The following is a 21646-nucleotide window of genomic DNA, read 5'->3' on the forward strand; positions in this document are numbered from 1 at the left end:
GCCGCCGCCGCGCCGGCACAGGTGGTGCAGGTGCAGCCGATCGCGCGCCCCGCGCGGCTGCGGCAGCGGCACTGGGGGCTGATCCTGAGCTTTGTGCTCTTCGTCCTCGCCCCCTTCGCCGCGACGCTCTGGTATCTCGCCGAGGTGGCCACCGACCAGTATCTCTCGGTCACCGGATTCACCGTGCGCAGCCAGGAAAGCAACGGCGCCTCCGAACTGGTCGGCGGGCTGCTGCAGTTCACCGGCGGCAGCACCGCCTCGGACAGCGACATCCTGTACAACTTCATCCAGAGCCACGAGATGGTGGCGGCGGTGGATGCCGAAATCGACCTGCGCAGACACTATTCCCAGGTCTGGCCCACCGACTGGGTCTTCGGCATCTGGCCCGACGCCTCCCAGGAGGATCTCGACTGGTTCTGGAACCGGATCATCGGGATTTCCTATGATTCCAGCACCGGCCTGACCGAGGTCTCGGCGGTGGCCTTCGACCCCGAGACCGCCCAGGCGATCACCACCGCCATCGTGCGCCAGAGCCAGGACCGCATCAACGCGCTGAACGAGCAGGCCCGCGAGGATGCCATGCGCTATGCCCGCGAGGATCTGGAAGAGTCGCTGACCCGCCTCAAGGGCGCGCGCGAGGCGCTGACCAACTTCCGTACCCGCACCCGCATCGTCGATCCGGCCTCGGACATCCAGGGCCGGATGGGCGTGCTCAACAACCTGCAGCAGCAGCTGGCCGCGGCGCTGGTCGACTATGACCTGCTGCGCGGCACCGCGCCGGCCTCCGACCCGAGGGTGATCAAGGCGCTGCAGCTGATCGACGTGATCCGCGAGCGCATCGCGATCGAGCGGGCCGGCTTCACCTCGGACAGCACTGACACCGGGGGCATCGGCGAGGACTACCCCTCGCTGATCGCCGAGTTCGAGAGCCTGAGCGTCGACCTGGACTATGCCGAAGAGACCTATCGCGCGGCGCTGACCGCGCTGGAGGTGGCCCGCGACGACGCGATGCGCCAGAGCCGCTATCTTGCCACTTACATCAAGCCGACCCGCGCTGAATCCTCGGAATATCCCCAGCGCTGGATCCTCGGGGGGCTGATCGGGCTGTTCCTGCTGCTGACCTGGTCGATTCTGGCGCTGATCTACTATTCGATCCGCGACCGGAGCTGAGACGGTGGACGGTAGCGCCCAGATCGCGTGGGTGAGCCTCTCGGGCAGTGCTGCGCAATATCCTGCCGGCCCCCGGCACCCCCGCAGGGGGGCGCCGTAGGTGATCCGTTTCGAGAACCTGACCAAGAGCTTCATGGTGCGCGGCGAGCGGCGGGTGGTGATCGACAACCTGAACCTGACCCTGCCGACCGGGCGGTCGCTGGCGCTGCTGGGGCGCAACGGGGCGGGAAAATCGACCCTGTTGCAGATGATTGCCGGCACCATGCGCCCAGATTCGGGGCGGGTGGTCAGCGACGGGACGCTCTCCTGGCCGGTGGGGTTCGGCGGTTCGTTCCACCGTGACCTGACGGGCGCGCAGAACGTCCGCTTCATCGCCCGCATCTATGGCGTGGACACCGACGCGCTGATGGCCTTCGTCGAGGATTTCTCCGAACTCGGCAAGTTCTTCCACATGCCGGTGCGCAGCTATTCGAGCGGCATGCGCTCGCGGCTGGCCTTCGGCGCCTCGATGGGCATCCGGTTCGACACCTATCTGGTCGACGAGGTGACGGCGGTGGGCGACGCGGTGTTCCGCCGCAAGAGCCGGGCGGTCTTTGCCGACCGGATGAAACATTCCGGCGCGATCATGGTGAACCACTCGATGAACCAGATCCGGGCCTTCTGCGACGCCGGCATCGTGCTGGAAAACGGGCGGATGCAGTATTTCGACGATCTCGAGGAGGCGATCGCGCTGCATGAGGCGATGATGGCCTGAGCGGATCCTAGCCGGCGGCCCGGCCTCTCGGCCCCCTGGTCGCGGGAGGGCGGGGGCCGCGCTGGTCGGGGCTGCGCACCGCCCACATGAACTGCTCGGGGTCGGCCTCCATCAGCCGGGTCAGAAGCTGCGCCCAGATGCCGAAGAGGCGCAGATCGTCGGGGCCGAAGTGGTCTTCCGCCTCGAAGGACTGGGGCCGGTCCACCGCCTTGTCGGGCGCGGCGGCCAGCGCCGTGGCCATCGGGCTGCCCTCGAAAAAGGCGGCGTCCAGCGCGGCGGCGTCCTCGGCATAGGTGGCGACCACCCGCTCGGCCAGGGCGCGGTGCAGGCGCGGCCGGGTGCCGGCCTGCCGCGGGGTGGCGCCCAGGAAATCGGCCATATACCATCCCAGCGCCTGCTGGGCTTGGCGCAGCCCGGGTCCGCCCTGGTGGCGGATGGCGGCATGCAGGGCGCGCATCATCGCGATGTCCTCGACCGAGAGGCTTTCATTCTGTTCGGTCGGCCGGGTGATCGCGAATTCCGCGCCCTGGCGCATCCAGGCGAAGAAATCCTGCACGACATCGCCTTTGTAGAGCCTGTCCCTGACAAAGGGGCGCAGGGTAAAGGCCTCGCCGAACAGCGCCCGCCACTTCTGGAAGCGCGGCGTGTAGAACAGCAGGCGGTCCTCGACCAGCTTGTCGTGCATCGCCGCCAGCGGCTTCATGAACAGGCCTTTCTTGGTGCGCTCGGCATAGGTCGAGACCAGCCGGTCGGCATGGGGGCGCACATAGGCGACCAGGCGGATGCGGTCGCGGTAGCCCGGCAGGTGGCGCTCGATCGCGCGGGCGACCCGTTCGGGATCGACGAATTCGAAATGTTCGGCCGAGATCACCCCATGCGCCGCGTCGCTGTCGTCGAAGGCCGCGCGCACCCGGGCGAAGCGCTCGGCCTCGAAGTCGGCCTCGGCCGGCACCGAGAGCGTCTTGGCCAGCGGGATATGGTTGAAGCGCGCCGGATAGACGATGTCGGCCCCCACCCCCGCGTCGGTTTCCCAGGCGCCCTGCGCCAGCACCGACTGCACCGAGGTGGTGCCTGTCTTGCAGTCGCCGAGATGAAAGACGATCTCCTGGACCATGCCTGTCTCCTTGTCGCACCGGACCCCGTTAAGACCGTGAGCGGGCCGCCCTGTCAAGCGCGGCGCCCGTGCCGGGCCCGTGCCGGGGCCCCGGCTTTCCTTGCCCCGGATCTTGTTCTAGACAATGCCAAAACGAGGTTCCGGGCAGAGCGCATGAAGGTCATTTTCTATATCGGTCATCACAAGGTCGGCTCTACCGCGCTGCAGACCTTCCTGGCGCTGAACTGGCGCCGGCTGGCGCGCCACGGCATCCTCTATCCGGCGATCGAGACCCGCGGTTTCGCCGCCAATCTGGCGCGCGCGCTGGGGCGGCCGGGCCAGGGCGTCGAGCAGGAGGTCAACGTCCGCGAACCGCATTCCGCGCTGGCCTACAAGATGATGGCCGAGGTCAGCGACCGCAAGGTGCCGCCGCAGTTCAAGCGCCTGCCGAGCAGCCCCCAGATGATGCTGGCGCTGCAGAACCAGGTCCGCCTGATCCAGCCCGAGGCGGTGATCCTCTGCTCGGAGGCCTTCGCCAATTTCGGGCAGGTCCGCCCGGAGCTGATCGCCACCCTGGCCGGCCAGTTCCCCGAGGCCGAAATCGAGATCTACTGCGCCCTGCGCCGTCCCGACGACTATCTGGTGTCCTGGCACGGCCAGCGGCTGAAAGTGGGCGAGCAGGTCGCGGCGCTCTCCGATGGCGGCGCCGAGGCCTATGCCGACAACATCCACTTCAACTTCCGCACCGTGGTCGAGCCCTGGCTGCAGCAGCTGCCCCAGGCCCGGCTGATCCTGCGCCCCTATGGCGAGATCCTCGCCGCCGGGGGGTCGACCGAGGATTTCATGGCCCAGATCTCGGTGCCGGCGCCCGAGGGGCTGGTCCCCGCGGGCCATGCCAACTCGAGCCTGCCGCGGGCGGCGATGGAGATCGTGCGCCGGGGCAATCACGATCTGCCGCGCGAGGCGGCCCAGGCGCTGTCGCACTATCTGCTGACCCAGGGCGCGGCGCTGAAGCCGGTGGCCAACGGCGATGTCGAGATGTTCGGGGCCGAGCTGCGCGCCCGCCTGGCCGAGCGCTTCGCGCCGATCCACGACTATCTCTCGGGGCTGCTCGGCCGTCCGTTCTTTGCCGATATCGACCGCCTGACCAGGACACTGCCGGTGCCCGAGGCCGAGGCGGTGCGCGATCTTCTGGCACGTATCCCGTCCGAGGCGTTGCCGCGCCCCGAGCTGGGCGACTATATCTTGCGCCTGCGAAAGGAGCATGCGATCTGAAACGGAAGGCCGGGCGCGCGCCGCCCCGCGCGCCTGCAGGGCATTTCGACCGGATCGCCGGACATGGCGGGCCCTTCCGGGGGCCGGCCCCGATTGGACCAAAGACCTAGCATGATCACTTTGCAAAACTTCCTGATGCCCGATCCGGTCATCTGCACCGAACACCCGCTGTATTTCCACGCCACCGGCGATTTCGCCCTTTCCCAGAGCTCCGGCGAGATCTGGCTCAAGGCCGGGGCGAAGCTGCTGTTCGACAGCTATTTCAACCTCTTCAACCTCACCAAATGGCACCGCGCCTGCGTGTTGGACGGGCTGTTCGCCGAGATCCGCGGCGAGGGCCGCGTCGAAATACAGGTGATCCAGGTCATCCCCGAACAGTCCTGGGAAATCCTCCATTGCGAGCCGGTGACGCTGGTGGCCGGCACGCCCCATGTCGCCGACCTGTCGCATTACCCCGGACGCGCGACACAGGGTCTGATCTACGTGGAGATCAAGGCGCTGGACGCGGGGGGCGCCCGGATCACGGGCGGGCGGTTCTGCACCGGCTCGGTTCCCGGCGCGCTGCCGCGGCTGGCGGTCTCGATCACCACCTTCAAGCGCGAGCAGCAGGTGCGCGAGACGGTGGCCCGGCTCGAGACCTTCCTCGGGACCTTCGCATTCGGCGACAGGGTGCATGTGCAGGTGGTCGACAACGGTGCCAGCGCCGGCATCGCGGCCAGCCCCCGGGTGACGCCCTTCGTGAACCCCAATTACGGCGGCGCCGGCGGCTTTGCGCGCGGCCTGCTCGAGGCGGAAAAGGCGGGGTTCACCCATTGCCTGTTCATGGACGACGACGCCTCCTTCCACATGGAGAACATCGCGCGGGCCTATGTCTTTCTCGCCCTGGCGCGCGCGCCGCGGGCGGCGGTCGCGGGGGCGATGATCAACAACACCCACAAATGGGCGATGTGGGAGAATGGCGCCTGGTTCGACGGCTCGTGCCATCCGCAGTTCTGCGGCACCGATCTCAGGAGCCGCGAGGCGGTCTTCAAGATGGAGCACGCCTCGGCGCTGAGCCGGCCCGCCACGCTCTATGGCGGCTGGTGGTTCTTCGCCTTCGCCATCGCCGAGGTGCGCCATCATCCCTTTCCCTTCTTCGTGCGCGGCGACGACATCTCGTTTTCGCTGATGAACGATTTCGAGATCACCACGCTGAACGGCGTGGTGTCCTTCCAGGACGATTTTGCCGAGAAAGAGAACGCACAGACCCTGTATCTCGACCTGCGCAACCATCTGATCCACCATCTGGTCTGCGACCGGCTGGCGCGCGGCCCGCTCGGGACCGGCAAGATCGCGCTCCGCTTCATGATGCGCTCGATGCTGCGCTTTCACTATGAGAGCGCGGCGGCCCAGCTGCTGGCCTGGGAGGACGTGATGCGGGGCCCGGCGTTCTTTGACGAGAACATCGACATGGCGGCGCGTCGGGCGACCATCAGGGAGATGATGCAGACCGAGACCTGGGGCGATCTGGAGCCCGGCCAGCTGGCGCAGCGCCGCCGCCTGACCCGGATCTCGCGCCCCTGGCGCACCCGGCTGGGGATTGTCACGCTGAACGGCCATCTGGTGCCCTTCTCGCGCTGCTTCTGGGACCGCATCGTGCTGACGATGGCCGACCGCGGCATCGTCTATCCGGCCTTCGGCGCGGCGGAGATCACCTATCTGAATGCCACCAGCGACAAGGGCTATACGGTGACCCAGTCGAAACGCGCCTTCTTCCGCCTCTGCTGGAAGATGCTGAAGACGCTGCTGCGCTTCCGGCGCGAGTTCGCGGCGCTCCGGGCGGCCTATCGCAGCGGCTACGACGCCCAGACCACCCGCGCCTATTGGGAGAAGAAGCTGGGCTGAACCGGGCGCGGCGGGCAAAACCGGATTGAGCGAAGCGGTCCTGGCGGATAAGGGTCCGCCCGAACGGGGCAAGGGAGACGACCAATGGCAAGCTTTCTGATGGTGGGCGCGGGTCTGTCCGGCGCGGTGATCGGGCGGCATCTGGCCGAGGCGGGGCATGACATCGCGGTGGTCGATGCGCGCACCCATATCGGCGGCAACTGCCACACCGAGCGCGACCCCGAGACCGGCGTCCTGGTGCATGTCTACGGGCCGCATATCTTCCACACGGACGACGCCGAGGTCTGGGACTATGTCAACGCCCATGCCACCTTCCTGCCCTACAAGAACCGGGTGAAGACCACCTCGCGCGATCCGGAAGGCGCGCTCGGTGTCTTCTCGCTGCCGGTCAACCTGCACACCATCAACCAGTTCTTCCGGCGCACCCTGCGCCCGGAAGAGGCCCATGCCTTCATCACCACCGAACAGGCCGATACCTCGATCGCTGACCCGCAGACCTTCGAGGAACAGGCGCTGCGCTTTGTCGGGCGCGACCTCTACGAGGCCTTCTTCAAGGGCTACACGATGAAGCAATGGGGCTGCCACCCCTCGGAACTGCCCGCCTCGATCCTCAAGCGCCTGCCGGTGCGCTTCAACTACGACGACAACTATTTCTTCCACCGCTTTCAGGGCATGCCTGAACAGGGCTATACCGCGATGATCGAAAGCATCCTCGATCATCCCCGGATTTCGGTCACATTAGAGACTGTTTTCGACCGCAGCCAGGCCGGTGACTACGACCATGTCTTCTATTCCGGCCCGCTGGATGGCTGGTTCGACTACGAGCTGGGCCGCCTCGGCTACCGCACGCTGGATTTCGAGCGTTTCACCTATCAGGGCGACTACCAGGGCTGTGCGGTGATGAACTACGGCGAGGTCGACGTGCCCTACACGCGGATCACCGAACACAAGCATTTCGCGCCCTGGGAAAGCCACGAGGGCTCGGTCTGCTACCGCGAGTTCTCGCGCGCGGCAGAGCCGGGCGACATCCCCTATTATCCGATCCGCCAGGTCAAGGAGAAGGCGCTGCTGTCCGACTATGTGGCCCGCGCCGAGACGACCCCGGGCGTCACCTTTGTCGGCCGGCTTGGCACCTATCGCTATCTCGACATGGACGTGAGCATCCGCGAGGCGCTCGACACCGCCCGCGCCTTTGCCGCCGACCTGGGCGCGGCCCGGACCCCGCGCGCCTTCTACCAGGCACCGCTCTGAGCCGCTGCCGGGAAGATGCGCGCATGGAAAAGAGGCCGCCTGCTTTTCCTCTTGCCGGAAATAGGCCGGGCGGGTGTTGCGCCATCGGTCCGAGCGACAAGGGCTCCGCGCGCCCCGGGCGACGGTGACAGGCGCGCGCCCGCTTGCTAAGGGTGGGGCGGTTTGACGAGGGTGATGATGCAGATCGAAGAAACGGCCCTGCCGGGCGTGCTGATCCTAACGCCGCCGCGGTTTGGCGATGTGCGGGGCTTCTTCAGCGAAAGCTGGAACCGGAAAACCCTTGCGGACAAGGGGATAGACCTCGATTTCGTGCAGGACAACCACTCGGTTTCCGCCGCCGTGAACACGGTGCGCGGCCTGCATTTCCAGGCGCCGCCGCATGCGCAGGCCAAGCTGGTACGCTGCGGACGGGGGCGGATTTTCGACGTGGCGGTGGATATCCGGCGCGGATCGCCGACCTATGGCCAGTGGACCGGGCTGGAGCTGTCGCCCGAGAACGGGAAACAATTGCTGATCCCGGCCGGTTTCCTGCACGGATTCGCAACGCGTGAGATGGACAGCGAAATTCTTTACAAATGCAGCGATTACTACGCGCCCGACTGCGACGGCGCGGTGCTCTGGTCAAGCTGCGGCATCGACTGGGAACTGACCGGCGATCCGGTGCTTTCGGCGAAGGACGCCGGCGCCGTGACGCTCGACGCCTTCGACAGCCCCTTCACCTGGGAGGGCGCGCGATGAAGCTTCTCGTCACCGGCGGCGCCGGGTTCATCGGTTCGGCGGTGGTCCGCCATGCCATCGCCGCGGGCCACCAGGTGGTGAACCTCGACGCGCTGACCTATGCCGCCTGTCTCGACAACGTGGCCTCGGTGGCGGACAACCCCGCCTATGCCTTCGTGCAGGCCGATATCCGCGACCGGGCGGCGCTCGACCGCGTCTTTGCCGAACACGCCCCCGACGCGGTGATGCATCTGGCCGCCGAGAGCCATGTCGACCGTTCGATCGACGGGCCCGGCGCCTTCATCGAGACCAATGTGACCGGCACCTATACGCTGCTGGAAGCCGCCCGCGCCTTCTGGGTGGGGCAGGGCAAACCCGGGGCCTTCCGCTTCCACCATATCTCGACCGACGAGGTCTTCGGCTCGCTGCCCACCGATCCGGCGGTGAAGTTCACCGAGGACACGCCCTATGACCCGCGCTCGCCCTATTCGGCCAGCAAGGCGGCGTCGGACCATCTGGTGCGCGCCTGGCACGAGACCTATGGCCTGCCGGTGGTGCTAACCAACTGTTCGAACAACTACGGGCCCTTCCACTTCCCCGAAAAGCTGATTCCCGTGGTGATCCTGAACGCGCTGGCGGGCAAGCCGATCCCGATCTACGGGGCGGGCGAGAACGTGCGCGACTGGCTGTATGTCGAGGATCACGCCGATGCGCTGCTGACGGTGGTGCAGCGCGGGCAGGTGGGGCGCTCGTACAACATCGGCGGCGAGAACGAGGCGCGAAACATCGACCTGGTGCGGGCGATCTGCGCAATTCTCGACACTAAGAAGCCGAAAACAGGCTCTTACGCCGACCAGATCACCTTCGTCACTGACCGCCCCGGCCACGACGCGCGCTATGCCATCGACCCCGCGCGCATCCGCGCCGAACTCGGCTGGCGGCCCTCGGTCACGCTGGAGCAGGGGCTGGAGAAGACGGTGGACTGGTATCTCGCCAACGAGGTGTGGTGGCGGGCGCTGCAATCGCGCGCCGGGGTGGGCGAACGGCTGGGCGTAAAGGCATGATACTCGTCTTCGGGGAAACCGGGCAACTGGCCCGCGAACTGGCGCGGCTCGCGCCGGAGGCGCGGAAAACAAGCGATTTGCCGGAGGCCCGCTTTCTCGGGCGTGCGCAGGCCGATTTCACCGATCCCGCCAGCTGCGTGGCGCAGGTGGGCGAGGCGGACGCGGTGATCATCGCCGCCGCCCACACGGGCGTCGACAAGGCCGAGAGCGAGGAGGCGCTGGCAGAGACCGTCAACGCCACGACGTCGGGGGCCATCGCGCGGGCCTGTGCCGAAAAGGGCATTCCGCTGGTATATGTCTCGACCGATTACGTCTTTGACGGCTCGGGCACAGCGCCCCGGACCCCGCAGGACCCGACCGCGCCGCTGGGCGCCTATGGCCGCACGAAGCTGAAGGGCGAACAGGCGGTGGCCGCCGCCGCGGGACCGCATGTGATCCTGCGCACCTCCTGGGTTGTCTCGGCGCATGGGGCCAATTTCGTCAAGACCATGCTGCGCCTGGGCGCCGAGCGCGAGGTCCTGCGGGTGGTCGCCGACCAGGTCGGGGGACCGACCCCGGCGGCGGATCTCGCGGCAGCCTGTCTGGCAGCGGTACAGGGTCTGCAAAAAGGCGCGCCCTCGGGGATTCACCATTTCGCCGGCACGCCGGATGTGAGCTGGGCGGATTTTGCGCGCGAGATCTTCGCGCAGGCCAACCTCCCCTGCCGAGTCGAGGATATCACGACCGCCGACTATCCGACCCCGGCGCGCCGCCCGGCCAATTCCCGCCTTGATTGTTCCGCTTTCGAGGCGGTTTTCGGCGTAAAAAGACCCGATTGGCGGGTCAGCCTGACGGCGATACTCAAGGAGCTGGGGGCAGCATGACACGCAAGGGCATCATTCTGGCAGGCGGATCGGGCACCCGGCTCTATCCGATCACCATGGGGCTGTCCAAGCAGCTGCTGCCGATCTACGACAAGCCGATGATCTACTACCCGCTCTCGGTGCTGATGCTGGCCGGGATCCGCGAGATCTGCATGATCACCACGCCGCAGGACCAAGACCAGTTCAGGCGCACGCTGGGCGACGGCAGCCAGTGGGGCATCTCGCTGACCTATGTGGTGCAACCCTCGCCCGACGGTCTCGCGCAGGCCTATATCCTCGCCGAGGACTTCCTGAACGGCGCCCCCAGCGCGATGGTGCTGGGCGACAATATCTTCTTCGGCCACGGGCTGCCCGAGCTGATGGCGCGGGCCGATGCGCAGGAAAGCGGGGGGACCGTCTTCGGCTATCACGTCGCCGATCCCGAACGCTATGGCGTGGTCGCCTTCGACGAGACCGGTGCGGTCAGCGAGATCATCGAGAAGCCGCCGGTGCCGCCCTCGAACTATGCGGTGACCGGGCTCTACTTCCTGGACGGCAGCGCGCCGGAACGGGCGCGCGCCGTCACGCCCTCGGCGCGGGGCGAACTGGAGATCACCTCGCTTCTGGGTCTGTACCTGGCCGAAGGCGCGTTGCAGGTCGAGACCATGGGCCGCGGCTATGCCTGGCTCGACACCGGGACCCATGCCAGCCTGCTCGACGCCGGCAACTTCGTGCGCACGCTGGAAGAGCGGCAGGGGCTGCAGGCGGGCTGCCCGGAAGAGATCGCCTTCCAGAAGGGCTGGATCGATGCCGAGGCGCTGCGCGCCCGGGCGGCGATGTTCGCCAAGAACAGCTATGGGACCTATCTGCTCGGGCTGCTGCGGGAATAGGCCGGAGCCCGCCGGCCTGCGCCGCCGCCAAGGAACCCGGCCCCCGGCTCATCCGTTCTTCCTCCATACCAAGGAGGTAGCACAGATGACCACCACAGCACATGCGCTCGTCTCGTCCGACGACGTCAACGGAACCGATGTCTATGGCCGGGACGGGACCCATATCGGCGCGATCGACCACCTGATGATCGACAAGCAGTCCGGGAAGGTCGCCTATGCCGTCATGGGCTTCGGCGGCTTCCTGGGGATCGGCGAGGAGCACCACCCGATCCCGTGGAACAAGCTGACCTACGAGCCGGCCCAGGGCGGCTTTGTCACCGACCTGACCGAGGCCCAGGTGCAGGGCGCCCCCGCACGGCAGGACGGCTGGTATGCCGACCGCGACTGGGAACGGCGCACGCACGAGCACTACGGCGTGCCGATGTACTGGATCTGATCAGCCTCTGATCAGGACTGGCCACGCCCGGATCCCCCGCGGGTCCGGGCGTAGTCGTCTCCATCGCGTCAGTTCACCAGATTGGCGCCGCGGCTGAACACGCCGAAGATATTGCCGACGATGTTCGAGATGGTCAGCGCGTTCTTGATCGGACTTTCCGTGGCGACCAGCAGATCGCCGGCGTTGATCTCGAACTTGCGGGCCGAGAACAGCCCGTCGGCGGTGGTCAGATCCACCGTGAAGACCACCCGCGACTGGCGCGGCCCGCGCACCCCGGCGCTGACCGCCTCGGGGGGATATTCGCGCAGGATCAGCAGACCCTTGGGATCGGCCTTGCTGTCCTGCAGGCCGCCCATGATCGAGATCGCATCCATCGCCGAGACATGATCGCGGGTAAAGCGGTGCTGGGCCTCCTGTCCGGCGGCGCCGAAGGACAGGAAGATGCGGGTGTCCTCCTCGACGAAGACCCGGTCGCCGCCGGTTAGCCGGGTGTCGAGCGCGGGGCGGTCCAGCAGCGCCTCGACCGAGGTGCCATAGATCGCATTGCCCCGCATCAGGCGGATCTGCGGGTTGTTGAGATCGGTGCGCACGCCGCCGCCGGCGGCGATCAGGCTCAGCACAGAATAGTTGCGGTCGGGCATCGGATAGCTGCCCGGCGCGGCCACGCCACCGACCAGGTCGACCGAATTGTAGCGTCCCTCGGTCATGCTCAGCTGCACCTGGGCCGAGGGGATGATCGCCTCCATCGCGCGCTGCACCTCCTCGCGGGCGAGATCGGGGGTCATGCCGCGCACGGTGATCTTGCCCACATAGGGCAAATAGACGGTACCATTGGCCGCGACCTGCATGTCGGCCAGCTGGATGTCCTTCTGCTCGGGCGAGGTCAGCAGCGAATTGTCGGAACTGTCCCAGATGCGGATGTTCAGCCGGTCGCCGGGCTGGATCAGCTGGTGGCGGGCGCCGGCGCTGGCACCGATCCAGCCCAGCCGTTCGTGCTGGCCGGTGACGGGCCACTGCGCCACCGTCGGCAGAAAGGCGCGGGTCACCGGATAGACGGCGAGATCGGGCACCGGCGCGCCGGCTTCGCGAATCACGTCCCTGGTCACCGGGGCGCCGCCGGGAAGATGGCCGCAGGCGGCGGGCACCAGCCCCAGGAGGGCGATCAGGATCATCGGAAGGCGCATGGGGCGAAGGGGTCCTGCGGTCTGGGGCGTTGCAATTTTCCCGCCGGAGTCTACTGGCAGGAGGAAGGTGGTCAACAGCTACAAGAGCGGTCATGGAAAAGCCAAGCGTTTTGGTGTTGGGGGCCACGGGGCGGATCGGCACGCTTTTGCGCAGGCGCTGGCCCGAGGGGCGGGCGCGCTGGGAAGACCGGGCGGTCTTTGCCGCCCCGGCGGCGCTGGCGGCGGCGGCCCGGGGCTGTTCCGTCATCCTCTGCCTGGCCGGGGTGACCCCGGCCGCGGCCGCCCGGGGCGGCGATCTGGCCGACAACCGCCGCCTGGCGCTGATGGCGCTGCGGGCAGGCGCGCAGGCGGGGGCGCGGGTGCTGCTGGCCTCCTCCGCCGCGGTCTATGGCGCGCGGGCGGGGCTCCTGGCAGAATCGGCGGCGTTAGAGCCTGAATCCGGCTATGGCCGCGCCAAGGTCGAGATGGAGCAGGCGGCGGCGGCCCTGGCGCGCGACCTCGGCGTTGCGGTCACCGCGCTGCGGATCGGCAATATCGCCGGGCTCGACGCCGCGCTTGGCGGCTGGCGCCCCGGCTTCATGCTCGACCGCTTCGCCGACGGCACGACGCCGCGCCGCTCGTATATCGGCATGGCGACGCTGGCCGATCAGCTGGACCGGCTCTGCGCGATGGACGGACTGCCCGCGGCGCTGAACCTCGCCCAGCCCGGGCCGGTGGAGATGGGTGCGCTGCTCGAGGCCGCGGGCCTGGCCTGGTGCCCGCGCCCGGCGCCGCCCGGGGCCATTCCGGAGGTGGCGCTCGACCTCGCGCAGCTGGCGCTGCGGCTGCCGCTGGTGCCCGCCACACCCGCAGGGCTGGTCGCCGAATGGCGCCGCGCGGGCTGATTGGCATTCCCGCTTTCGTGCCCTTGACTCATCCGGCCAGAGGTCAGGACAGGACAGAATGGACAGGGCAACCTTTTATGCCGAGGGCGAGACGGCGCAGCAGCGGCTCTATGCCAACCTGCGCGAGGGCGACAAGTGGCTCGACTCTCCGATGATCGTCTCGATCGAGACCTATGCCAAAAGCAATGCCGCCTGCACCTTCTGCCCCTATCCCGACCTCGAGCGGCAGGGCACCCGGCTTGACCGCTACCGGGTCCTCGCGCTGATCGACGCGGTGGCAGGCTTTGCGCGGCCGCCGGCGCGGCTGAACCTCAGCCGGGTCAACGAACCCCTGCTCGACCCCTCGGACAGGCACGACCAGGATTTCCTCGACTGGTGCGCCCGAGAATTTCCCGCCTTTCCCGCCTCCAGCAGCGCCCGTTTCGACTGGATCGGCACGGCCATCTCGGTGGTCGAGGGCGCGGCTCCCGACGCCGGCTGCAGCCAGTGGTTCAGCCTGCACATCCTCTCGGACGGCGATCGGCCTTCTGCTGCATCGACGGCGAGGGCCAGGCCGGGGCGATGGACATCTCGCGCCATTCGCTCTCCGAGATCTACAACGCGCCGGGCAAGCGGCGGCTGCGCGAGGTGGCCACCTCGCGCCGGGTGTTGAAGGGGTGCGAGACCTGCCCGCACGGGATGCCGAGCCTGGCCTATGCCTGCCGCGCCGCGGCGGAATAGCGCGCGGGGACGAGGGCGCGTCCCAGGGTGGTGTTAGCGGTATCATGAATGGGGTCAAAGACTTGACCCCCCGTCCTAGCTGGGACATCGGTTCTGGTGCCGCGTTCCGCCCCTTGCCAGCGCCCCGACGCTCTGCTTGAGACGGGCGCATGACACCGCAGAAACGCGCCCTCGATCTTGCCTTCGCCCTGCTGCTGATCCTGCTGCTGGGCCCGGTGATGATCGCCCTGCTGATCTGGCTCTGGATCCGCCAGGGCCGGCCGCTGTTCTATGTCGCCGAACGGATGAAGGGCGTGGACCGCCCGTTCCACCTGTGGAAGCTGAGGACCATGACGGTGACCGCCACCGACAGCGGCGTCTCGGGCGGCGACAAGGCGGCGCGGATCACCCCCGCCGGGGCCTGGCTGCGGCGCAAGCGGCTGGACGAATTCCCGCAGCTCTGGAACATCCTGAAGGGCGATCTCTCCTTCGTCGGCCCGCGCCCCCCGCTGCGCCAGTATGTCGAGCGCCACCCGGAGATATATGCCGAGGTGCTGCAATGCCGCCCCGGCGTCACCGGGCTCGCCTCGATCGTCTATCACCGCCACGAGGCGGCGCTGCTGGCCCGCTGTTCGACGTCCGAGGAGACCGACGCGCTCTATTCCCGGCTCTGCGTGCCGGCCAAGGCCCGGCTTGACCTGATCTATCGCGACAACCGCAGCCTCTGCTACGATTTCGATCTGGTGTTCCAGACCATCGGCAACCTGTTCCGCCGCGGCTGATCCCGGGCCGCGGGGGCGGGTTTTCCCCTGCCGGGCGGGTTCCCGCCCATCCGGGGGGCGGAATTTCCGCAAATCGCCGCCGTAAGAGGCAAAAAACCTACAATTGCAGAGTCCTGCGGTTGATCGCCTCGCCGGGCCTCCTATAGACTGTCCGGACGGACCCCGGGCGCCCGACCCGCGGGGACGCTTATTCTTTTTACGATGGCGAGCCCTGTTGTCTGTCGTTTGGGGGCGGCGGCTTTTATGTTCAACCTGCTCAGTTCGATGACCCGGCGGCAGAAGGCCTATGTCTTCCTGGCCCTCGACCTGCTGCTCATTCCGGCCGCGCTCTTCCTCTCCTATGTCGTCCAGGCGCTGCCGATGCCGGCGGGCGAGGCGCTGCGCGCTACCTTGCCGGTGCTGCCCTATCTGCTGGCGGTGGCGGCCGCCCTGACGCTCTGGCTCGGGCTGCCCTCGATCCAGCTCAACGCCTACGAGCGGCATGCCATCGGGCTGACCGCGATCTACGCGCTGGTGCTGGTGGCGGTCTCGGCGGCGCTGTCGGGCTTCACCGGGATGGAGCTGCCGCTGGGCACCCATGTGATGTTCGGCATCTTCTATTTCCTCCTCCTGGTCGCCGTGCGCGCGGTGCTGTTCCAGGTGGTGACCGCGATCTACCGTCGCGCCCAGCCGCGCCGGCGGGTGCTGATCTATGGCGCCGGCACCACCGGCACCCAGCTGGCCCAGGCGCTGAAGGCGCATGACAGCATCGATCCCGTCGCCTTTGTCGACGACAATACCTCGCTGCAGGGGATGACGCTGCTGGGCCTGCCGGTCTTTCCCCCGGCGCGCATCGCCGAGATCGTGCGCGCGCGCAACATCAACCGGGTGCTGCTGGCGATGCCGTCGCTCTCCCAGCCCAAGCAGGCGCAGATCGCGCGACGGCTGCAGAAGATGCGGCTCGAGGTGCAGGCGCTGCCCTCCTTCGCGCAGCTGATCGGGGAAGAGGCGCTGATCGACAAGCTGACGCCGGTGGCGCCGGCGAATTTCCTCGGACGGAAATCGGCGGATGTCACCCTGGGCGACGCGGTGAACAGCTACGAGGGCCGCGTGGTGCTGGTTTCGGGCGCCGGCGGCTCGATCGGCTCGGAACTCTGCCGCCAGGTACTGTCGTGCCGGCCGACCAGGATCGTACTCTACGAGCTGAGCGAGCTGGCGCTTTACACCGTGCACCAGGAGCTGGGGCAACTGGTCGAGGGGACCCGGATCGAGATCGTGCCGGTGCTGGGATCGGTCACCGATCCGCGGCAGGTGCGCAAGGTGCTGGCCGATCACCGCGTGCAGGTGGTGCTGCATGCCGCCGCCTACAAGCATGTGCCGCTGGTCGAGGCGAATCCGCTGCCGGGTCTCGCCAACAATGTCTTCGGCACCCAGACGCTGGCGGCCGAGGCGGCGGTCGCCGGGGTCGAGCGCTTCATCCTGGTCTCTTCCGACAAGGCGGTGCGCCCGGCCAATGTGATGGGCGCCTCCAAGCGGCTGGCCGAACTGGTGGTGCAGGATCTCGCCACCCGCCACCCCGCCACGGTCTTCACCATGGTGCGCTTCGGCAATGTGCTCGGCTCGTCGGGGTCGGTGGTGCCGCTGTTCCAGGACCAGATCAGCCGCGGCGGGCCGGTCACCGTGACCGATCCGAACGTGCGGCGCTTCTTCATGACGATCCGCGAGGCGGTGCAGCTGGTGCTGAAGGCCGGGGCCGAGGCGCGGGGCGGCGAGGTCTTCGTGCTCGACATGGGCAAGCCGGTGCCGATCATGCGGCTGGCGCGGCAGGTGATCGAGAGTGCCGGCTATACGGTGCGCGACGCCGAGAATCCGGACGGCGACATCGAGATCGAGATCATTGGCCTGCGCCCCGGCGAGAAGATCGAGGAGGAGCTGACGCTGTCGGGCGATCTGATCGGCACGCGCTATCAGAAGATCTTCTGCACCCGCGAATGCTATCTCTCCGAGATCGAGGTGGCCTCGGTGCTGCGCGGGCTGCGGCAGGCGCTGGCGGCCAGCGACGAGGACGCCGCCCGCGCCCTGGTGCACCGCTGGGTCGAGGGCTTTTCCGAGGGCGGCGCGGGGCGGAAAACCTCCTGATCCGGGGCGTCCCAGCTGGGACGGGAGGTCAAGATATTGATTTTACGAGATTTATCGGGAGTGACCTTCCGGGACAGGGTGTGCCGGGGCGGCGGAGTCCGGGGCGGGGCGGTCCCCGGGTCCTGTCGCAGATCCCTCCCTGCCACGGGGAGGACCGGCGCCCGGCGCGGCGGGGCGCGGCAGCCCAGGCACACCCGCGCCCGCCGGCGCACCACTTCGTTGATCGCGCCCCGGCTTCATGCTCTAAGCAGGAGAGGTTTTGGAGGGCGGATGTGCCGGGTATGAACGACAGGATCCGCAGGGGGTTCGCCACGGGCGCGCTGGCGCTGCTGCTGGCCGCGCCGGCCCTGGCGCAGGAGCGGGACGAGCCCTCGTTCCGCCCGCTGCCGCCGCCGACGCTGAACTTCTACGGCTCGCCCGGCCTGATCGACATGCCGACCGGAGAGATGATGCCGGACGGGCAGTTCACCTTCGCCACCTCCTGGTTCGCCGGGCAGACCCGGATGACCGCCAGCTTTCAGGCGCTGCCCTGGCTGTCGGGCAGCTTCCGCTACAACGGCATCCGCAACTGGAACCTCGGCGGCTTCCAGACCTATTACGACCGCGGCTTCGACCTGCGTTTCCGCCTGAAGCAGGAAAGCCGGTTCTGGCCGGCGATCACGGTCGGGCTGCAGGATTTCATCGGCACCGGCATCTATGCCGGCGAATACGTCGTGGCGACCAAGACCTTCGCCACCCCGGGCCTGAGCCCGGGCAGCCTGCCCGGCCGGCTCAAGCTGACCGCCGGCCTCGGCTGGGGACGGCTGGGCAGCCAGGGCAGCATCGGCACCCCCTTCGGGGCCACCCGCCCGACCTTCGTGCCCGGCTCGACCGGCGGCAAGCTGGCCACCGACCAGTGGTTCCGCGGCCCGGTCGCCCCCTTTGGCGGCATCGAATGGCAGCCCAACGACCGCTGGGGGCTGAAGGTCGAATATTCCTCGGATGCCTATGTGACCGAGACGCAGACCACCTCGGTGTTCCAGAAGAAGTCGAATTTCAACTTCGGCGCCGAATATCAGGCGACCCCGCGCACGCGGATCGGTGCCTATTACCTCTATGGATCCGAGCTGGGCGTCACCGCGCAGATCCAGCTGAACCCGGCCCATCCGGTGAGCCGCCTGTCGACGCCCGCGCCGCAGCCGGTGACGCTGCGCCAGCCGCAGCGGGCAAACCCCGAGGCCTGGTCCCCGGCCTGGGCCGGCAACGTCGAATCGCGGCGCACGGTGCGCGACCGTATTGCCCCGGCGCTGGCCGCCGAGGGGCTGAAGCTGGAATATCTGACCCTGACCGGCGACACCGCCGAGCTGCGCTATCGCAACGAACGCTACAACTCCGGCGCCATCGCGGCGGGGCGGGCGGCACGGGTGCTGGCGGCGCAGCTGCCGCCCTCGGTCGAGACCTTCCGCCTGATCCCGGTCTCGGGGGGCATGGCGCTGTCGGCGATCGTGCTGCGCCGCTCGGATCTCGAGGCGCTGGAGTTCGACCCCATGAGCACCGCGGCGCTGCGCGCGGTGACCGGCATCGGCGAGGCGCCGCCGCTGCCCCCCGAGGCGCTGCCGGGCGATCTTTATCCGCGCTTCAACTGGTCGGTCGGGCCCTTCTTCGAGCCGGCCTATTTCGACCCGGATCAGCCGGTGCGGATGGATGTCGGCATCGAGGCCATCGCCAGCTGGCAGCCGGCGCCGGGCTGGACCCTCGCCGGCACGCTGCGCCACCGGCTCGCCGGCAACGTCGCCGGCGGGCGGGCGTCCAATTCGGTGCTGCCGCATGTGCGCACCGATCAGGTGCTCTATGCCCAGTCCGATACCGCGCTGCTGAACCTCTATGGATCCTACCAGTGGCGGCCGGGCACCAACCTCTACGCCCGGGTGACCGCCGGCCTGCTGGAGCAGATGTTCGGCGGGGTCTCGGCGGAACTGCTGTGGAAGCCGGTCGACAGCCGGCTGGCGCTGGGGATCGAGGGCAATTACGTGCGCCAGCGCGATTACGACACGGGCTTCGGTTTCCTGGATTATTCGGTCGCGACCGGCCATGCCACCGCCTATCTGGAGATGGGGCGCGGCTATGTCGCCCAGGCCAGCGTCGGGCGCTATCTGGCCGGCGACACCGGGGGCACGCTGAGCGTCGACCGCACCTTCGCCAACGGCTGGTCGGTGGGCGGCTGGTTCACCCTGACCAATGTCTCGGCCGCCGATTTCGGCGAGGGCAGCTTCGACAAGGGGGTGCGCTTCTCGATCCCGGTCAACTGGTTCCTCGGCAAGCCGACGCAGCAGTCGGTCGGGCTGTCGATCCGGCCGATCCAGCGCGACGGCGGCCAGCGCCTCCATGTGCCGGGCCGCCTCTACGGTCAGATCCGCGAAAACCACGCCCGGGCGCTGGACGCCGACTGGGGAAGGGTCTGGGAATGAACATGCCCCGAAGCCGCATCGCCCGTCCCCTGGTGCTGGCGCTGGCGCTGCTGGCCGGCTGCAGCAGCGGCACCGACACCGCGCCGCTGTTCCCGCAGATGTTCAGCGCCGGCAAGGCGGCGATCGCCGCGCGCGCGGCGCGCCGGGCCGAGGTTGCGAAACCGCCGCTGACCCGGGCGGTGCTGAACACGGTCGAGGGCGCCTATATCGAGGCCCGGATCGAGCGGCAGGACATCACCGGCTATCTGTCGCTGGCCCTGCAGAGGAGCGATGCCGCCCCGGGCCGGATCGAGCAGTGGCGCACCCAGGACAATGTCTCTCTGACCTTCCGCAACGGGGTGCTGATCGCCACCCGCGGCCTGGGGGGCGATCTGGTCTCGGCCGAGGTGCAGGTGGCGGGCGACCGGCCCGGCCCGGCCACGGGCGGCGAGCGGGGGATGCATCTGCGCAGCGGCGACCTGCAGGTGATCCGGCTGGGCCTGGCCTGCGATCTGGAGGATCTGGGCCCGGAGACCGTCACCATCGTCGAACTGAGCTTTGCCACCCGTCACCTGCGCGAAAGCTGCACGACCGAAGGCGTGACGATCGGGGGACAAGCTGTGGGGGCGGGGCGGGTGGTCAACGACTACTGGATCGATTCGCGCCACCGGCTGATGCGCAAGTCGCGGCAATGGGCGGGTCCCGAGATCGGATACGTGAGCCTGCGCCGCCTGACCGAATAAGGCAGAAAGGTGGCAGGGATCGGGCCGGATCCGGGCGGACGCGGAGGGGATGCCGGCACAATGACCACAGGCGGCGGAAAAATGATGCAAATTGCGCCAACCGCACAGCGCCAGATTGAAAGCGGTCCCGAACTGCGCTAGGTTTTCAATCAACTTAGAGCGGAAGGGAATTACGCATGAAAAAGACCATTGTTGCGCTGGTCGCTGCAAGCATGGCGCTGGGAACGGCTGCCTTCGCACAGAATGCACCGACGGCGACAGCACAGGCCGGATCGAACCCGCAGCCCCCCGCGCAGGGAGGCGGCAACCCGCTGGCGGGCGGCCTGACGGCGACCACCACGGCCGGCATCATCGCAGGTGTGCTCGTTCTCGGCATTGCCATCGGCAACGACGACAGCACCACCACCTCGACGACCACCACCAACTGATCTCCGCCTCTGGCGCCGGAAACTGAATGCAGGCCTACGGGCCTGTTTTCGCATGTACGCCGGTTGGCGTTGGACTCTGACGCGCCTTAGTGGGGTTACCGCAGAGCGCGCTGACATCCGCACGTAGCGGTAAGCCGATCCACGCGTCTCCATGCAGATACCTAGACGGGTTGTGCGTAAAATCATGCCGGCGGATCCGGCATGGTAGCACTAATCGTAACGCTAACTTCGACACGATGAGAGTGGCCACGACAGGGCGAGGAGAAGCGACAAAAATTTCCCTTGATTTGTAGAAATTGTTTGGCCGGGGGAAAGAGTCGCGGCGTGCCAGCCTCACAACCTTGGCATAAGGTTGACAAGGCAGGCCACGCTAGTCAAACCAAATTTAGATCTGTGTCCTGTGGTGCCTCCGATGTTGGGTTTCGTAGAATCTTCGACCTCCTACTACATACGCTTCACCAACTTGCTGCCGAACTTGGGCAAGGTACTTGGCGGAATTTCGAGACTGTTGATTGAACAGCTGGAGTACTATCTGACTAACAGGGACACGGTGCTAGTCATTAGCCCATCCGGCAACCTCCCACACGTGGCCACCGTTTACATTTATGCGAAGCAACAGGGTGCGTATGCCATCTCCGGCTTGAAGGACCGTTGGGCGGCGGAGATTGCTCCCATTTACCAGAGATTAATCTGCATTCTGCCGCAATATCCGCAACAGCGGAGAGAAGTGGCGGCGCGGTGACTACTGTCCACACCCATCCACTTCGGCCAGTTGAAGTTCGCTCTCTGACGGCTCTTAGAGGCGTGGCCGCGTTATGGGTGGTCCTATATCACTACGAACACCATTTCGCTGCCGACTTCGGCTGGTTGATAGGGATGGGTGATCTCGCAGTCGATTTTTTCTTCGTGCTGTCCGGATTCATCATGGTTTATGTTTACCGGGCTCTGTTGCACAAATCGCATGAGGGATTCATCTCGTGAATCCAGCGTGGTAGCTGGGATGCAT

At 67.4% G+C, this 21646-nt stretch carries 20 protein-coding genes; 18 read left to right on the forward strand and 2 right to left on the reverse strand.

Features of this window, described 5'->3' with window-relative positions:
- Together ACFO5X_RS12990 and ACFO5X_RS12995 are read left to right on the forward strand one after the other, a co-directional pair.
- Positions 1-1170 (forward strand): KpsE/RkpR family capsule polysaccharide export protein (locus tag ACFO5X_RS12990; RefSeq protein WP_380717902.1); only part of this gene is annotated, 1170 nt, incomplete at its 5' end.
- 100 nt (positions 1171-1270) lie between these two features.
- Entirely contained in the window at positions 1271-1924 is a 654-nt protein-coding gene (locus ACFO5X_RS12995; protein ID WP_380717903.1) for an ABC transporter ATP-binding protein, read from the forward strand.
- A 7-nt stretch (positions 1925-1931) separates the two neighbouring features.
- Here ACFO5X_RS12995 and ACFO5X_RS13000 read toward each other — a convergent pair whose 3' ends face one another.
- Positions 1932-3038 (reverse strand): hypothetical protein, encoded by a 1107-nt coding sequence (locus tag ACFO5X_RS13000; RefSeq protein ID WP_380717904.1) that lies wholly within the window; start codon positions 3036-3038, stop codon positions 1932-1934.
- 153 nt (positions 3039-3191) lie between these two features.
- Between ACFO5X_RS13000 and ACFO5X_RS13005 the strand changes: the two genes are divergently transcribed.
- The 8 genes from ACFO5X_RS13005 (at position 3192) to ACFO5X_RS13040 (ending at position 11376) form a co-directional block, all read left to right on the forward strand.
- Positions 3192-4292: a hypothetical protein gene (locus ACFO5X_RS13005; RefSeq protein ID WP_380717905.1), complete on the forward strand. Its 1101-nt coding sequence runs from the start codon at positions 3192-3194 to the stop codon at positions 4290-4292.
- Positions 4293-4403: 111 nt separating this feature from the next.
- A complete protein-coding gene (locus ACFO5X_RS13010; RefSeq protein ID WP_380717906.1) occupies positions 4404-6176 on the forward strand; it encodes a glycosyltransferase family protein in 1773 nt (590 codons plus the stop codon).
- 84 nt (positions 6177-6260) lie between these two features.
- A complete protein-coding gene (locus tag ACFO5X_RS13015) occupies positions 6261-7427 on the forward strand; it encodes a UDP-galactopyranose/dTDP-fucopyranose mutase family protein (RefSeq protein ID WP_380717907.1) in 1167 nt (388 codons plus the stop codon).
- Positions 7428-7604: 177 nt separating this feature from the next.
- Entirely contained in the window at positions 7605-8165 is a 561-nt protein-coding gene (gene rfbC, locus ACFO5X_RS13020) for a dTDP-4-dehydrorhamnose 3,5-epimerase (protein WP_380717908.1), read from the forward strand.
- The gene (gene rfbB / locus ACFO5X_RS13025; protein ID WP_380717909.1) at positions 8162-9208 is read left to right on the forward strand and encodes a dTDP-glucose 4,6-dehydratase; all 1047 of its coding nucleotides are present in this window, start codon (positions 8162-8164) and stop codon (positions 9206-9208) included. The genes rfbC and rfbB overlap by 4 nt, the downstream gene beginning before the upstream one ends.
- Positions 9205-10071, forward strand: coding sequence for a dTDP-4-dehydrorhamnose reductase (rfbD, locus tag ACFO5X_RS13030; RefSeq protein ID WP_380717910.1), 867 nt, complete (start codon positions 9205-9207; stop codon positions 10069-10071). Before rfbB ends, rfbD begins: the two co-directional genes overlap by 4 nt.
- Positions 10068-10940, forward strand: coding sequence for a glucose-1-phosphate thymidylyltransferase RfbA (gene rfbA / locus ACFO5X_RS13035; RefSeq protein ID WP_380717911.1), 873 nt, complete (start codon positions 10068-10070; stop codon positions 10938-10940). The genes rfbD and rfbA overlap by 4 nt, the downstream gene beginning before the upstream one ends.
- Before the next feature lie 85 nt (positions 10941-11025).
- Complete coding sequence (locus tag ACFO5X_RS13040; protein WP_380717912.1) at positions 11026-11376, forward strand: PRC-barrel domain-containing protein; 351 nt, start codon at positions 11026-11028, stop codon at positions 11374-11376.
- Between the two features lie 68 nt (positions 11377-11444).
- On the opposite strand, the gene ACFO5X_RS13045 is transcribed toward ACFO5X_RS13040, so the two are convergent.
- Positions 11445-12560, reverse strand: a complete 1116-nt coding sequence (locus ACFO5X_RS13045; protein ID WP_380717913.1) for a polysaccharide biosynthesis/export family protein — start codon at positions 12558-12560, stop codon at positions 11445-11447.
- A 92-nt stretch (positions 12561-12652) separates the two neighbouring features.
- On the opposite strand from ACFO5X_RS13045, the gene ACFO5X_RS13050 reads away from it, so the two are divergent.
- The 8 genes from ACFO5X_RS13050 to ACFO5X_RS13085 all read left to right on the forward strand — a co-directional run bounded on the left by ACFO5X_RS13050 (position 12653) and on the right by ACFO5X_RS13085 (position 21621).
- On the forward strand, positions 12653-13444 hold the full coding sequence (locus ACFO5X_RS13050) for an NAD-dependent epimerase/dehydratase family protein (protein WP_380717914.1): 792 nt from the start codon (positions 12653-12655) through the stop codon (positions 13442-13444).
- Positions 13445-13502: 58 nt separating this feature from the next.
- A complete protein-coding gene (locus tag ACFO5X_RS13055; RefSeq protein ID WP_380717915.1) occupies positions 13503-14096 on the forward strand; it encodes a hypothetical protein in 594 nt (197 codons plus the stop codon).
- Positions 14097-14313: 217 nt separating this feature from the next.
- Positions 14314-14925 carry a sugar transferase gene (locus ACFO5X_RS13060; protein ID WP_380717916.1) on the forward strand — a complete coding sequence of 204 codons (612 nt, stop codon included), beginning with the start codon at positions 14314-14316 and terminating at the stop codon, positions 14923-14925.
- A gap of 243 nt (positions 14926-15168) precedes the next feature.
- Positions 15169-17043, forward strand: a complete 1875-nt coding sequence (locus tag ACFO5X_RS13065; protein ID WP_380717917.1) for a polysaccharide biosynthesis protein — start codon at positions 15169-15171, stop codon at positions 17041-17043.
- A gap of 281 nt (positions 17044-17324) precedes the next feature.
- Positions 17325-19490: a YjbH domain-containing protein gene (locus ACFO5X_RS13070; RefSeq protein ID WP_380717918.1), complete on the forward strand. Its 2166-nt coding sequence runs from the start codon at positions 17325-17327 to the stop codon at positions 19488-19490.
- A complete protein-coding gene (locus ACFO5X_RS13075; RefSeq protein WP_380717919.1) occupies positions 19487-20212 on the forward strand; it encodes a YjbF family lipoprotein in 726 nt (241 codons plus the stop codon). The genes ACFO5X_RS13070 and ACFO5X_RS13075 overlap by 4 nt, the downstream gene beginning before the upstream one ends.
- Before the next feature lie 176 nt (positions 20213-20388).
- Positions 20389-20640 carry a hypothetical protein gene (locus tag ACFO5X_RS13080; protein ID WP_380717920.1) on the forward strand — a complete coding sequence of 84 codons (252 nt, stop codon included), beginning with the start codon at positions 20389-20391 and terminating at the stop codon, positions 20638-20640.
- Positions 20641-21459: 819 nt separating this feature from the next.
- Entirely contained in the window at positions 21460-21621 is a 162-nt protein-coding gene (locus ACFO5X_RS13085) for a hypothetical protein (protein WP_380717921.1), read from the forward strand.
- Positions 21622-21646: the final 25 nt, after the last annotated feature.

Source organism: Seohaeicola nanhaiensis (assembly GCF_042654245.1).
In the GTDB taxonomy this organism is placed as follows: domain Bacteria; phylum Pseudomonadota; class Alphaproteobacteria; order Rhodobacterales; family Rhodobacteraceae; genus Seohaeicola_A; species Seohaeicola_A nanhaiensis.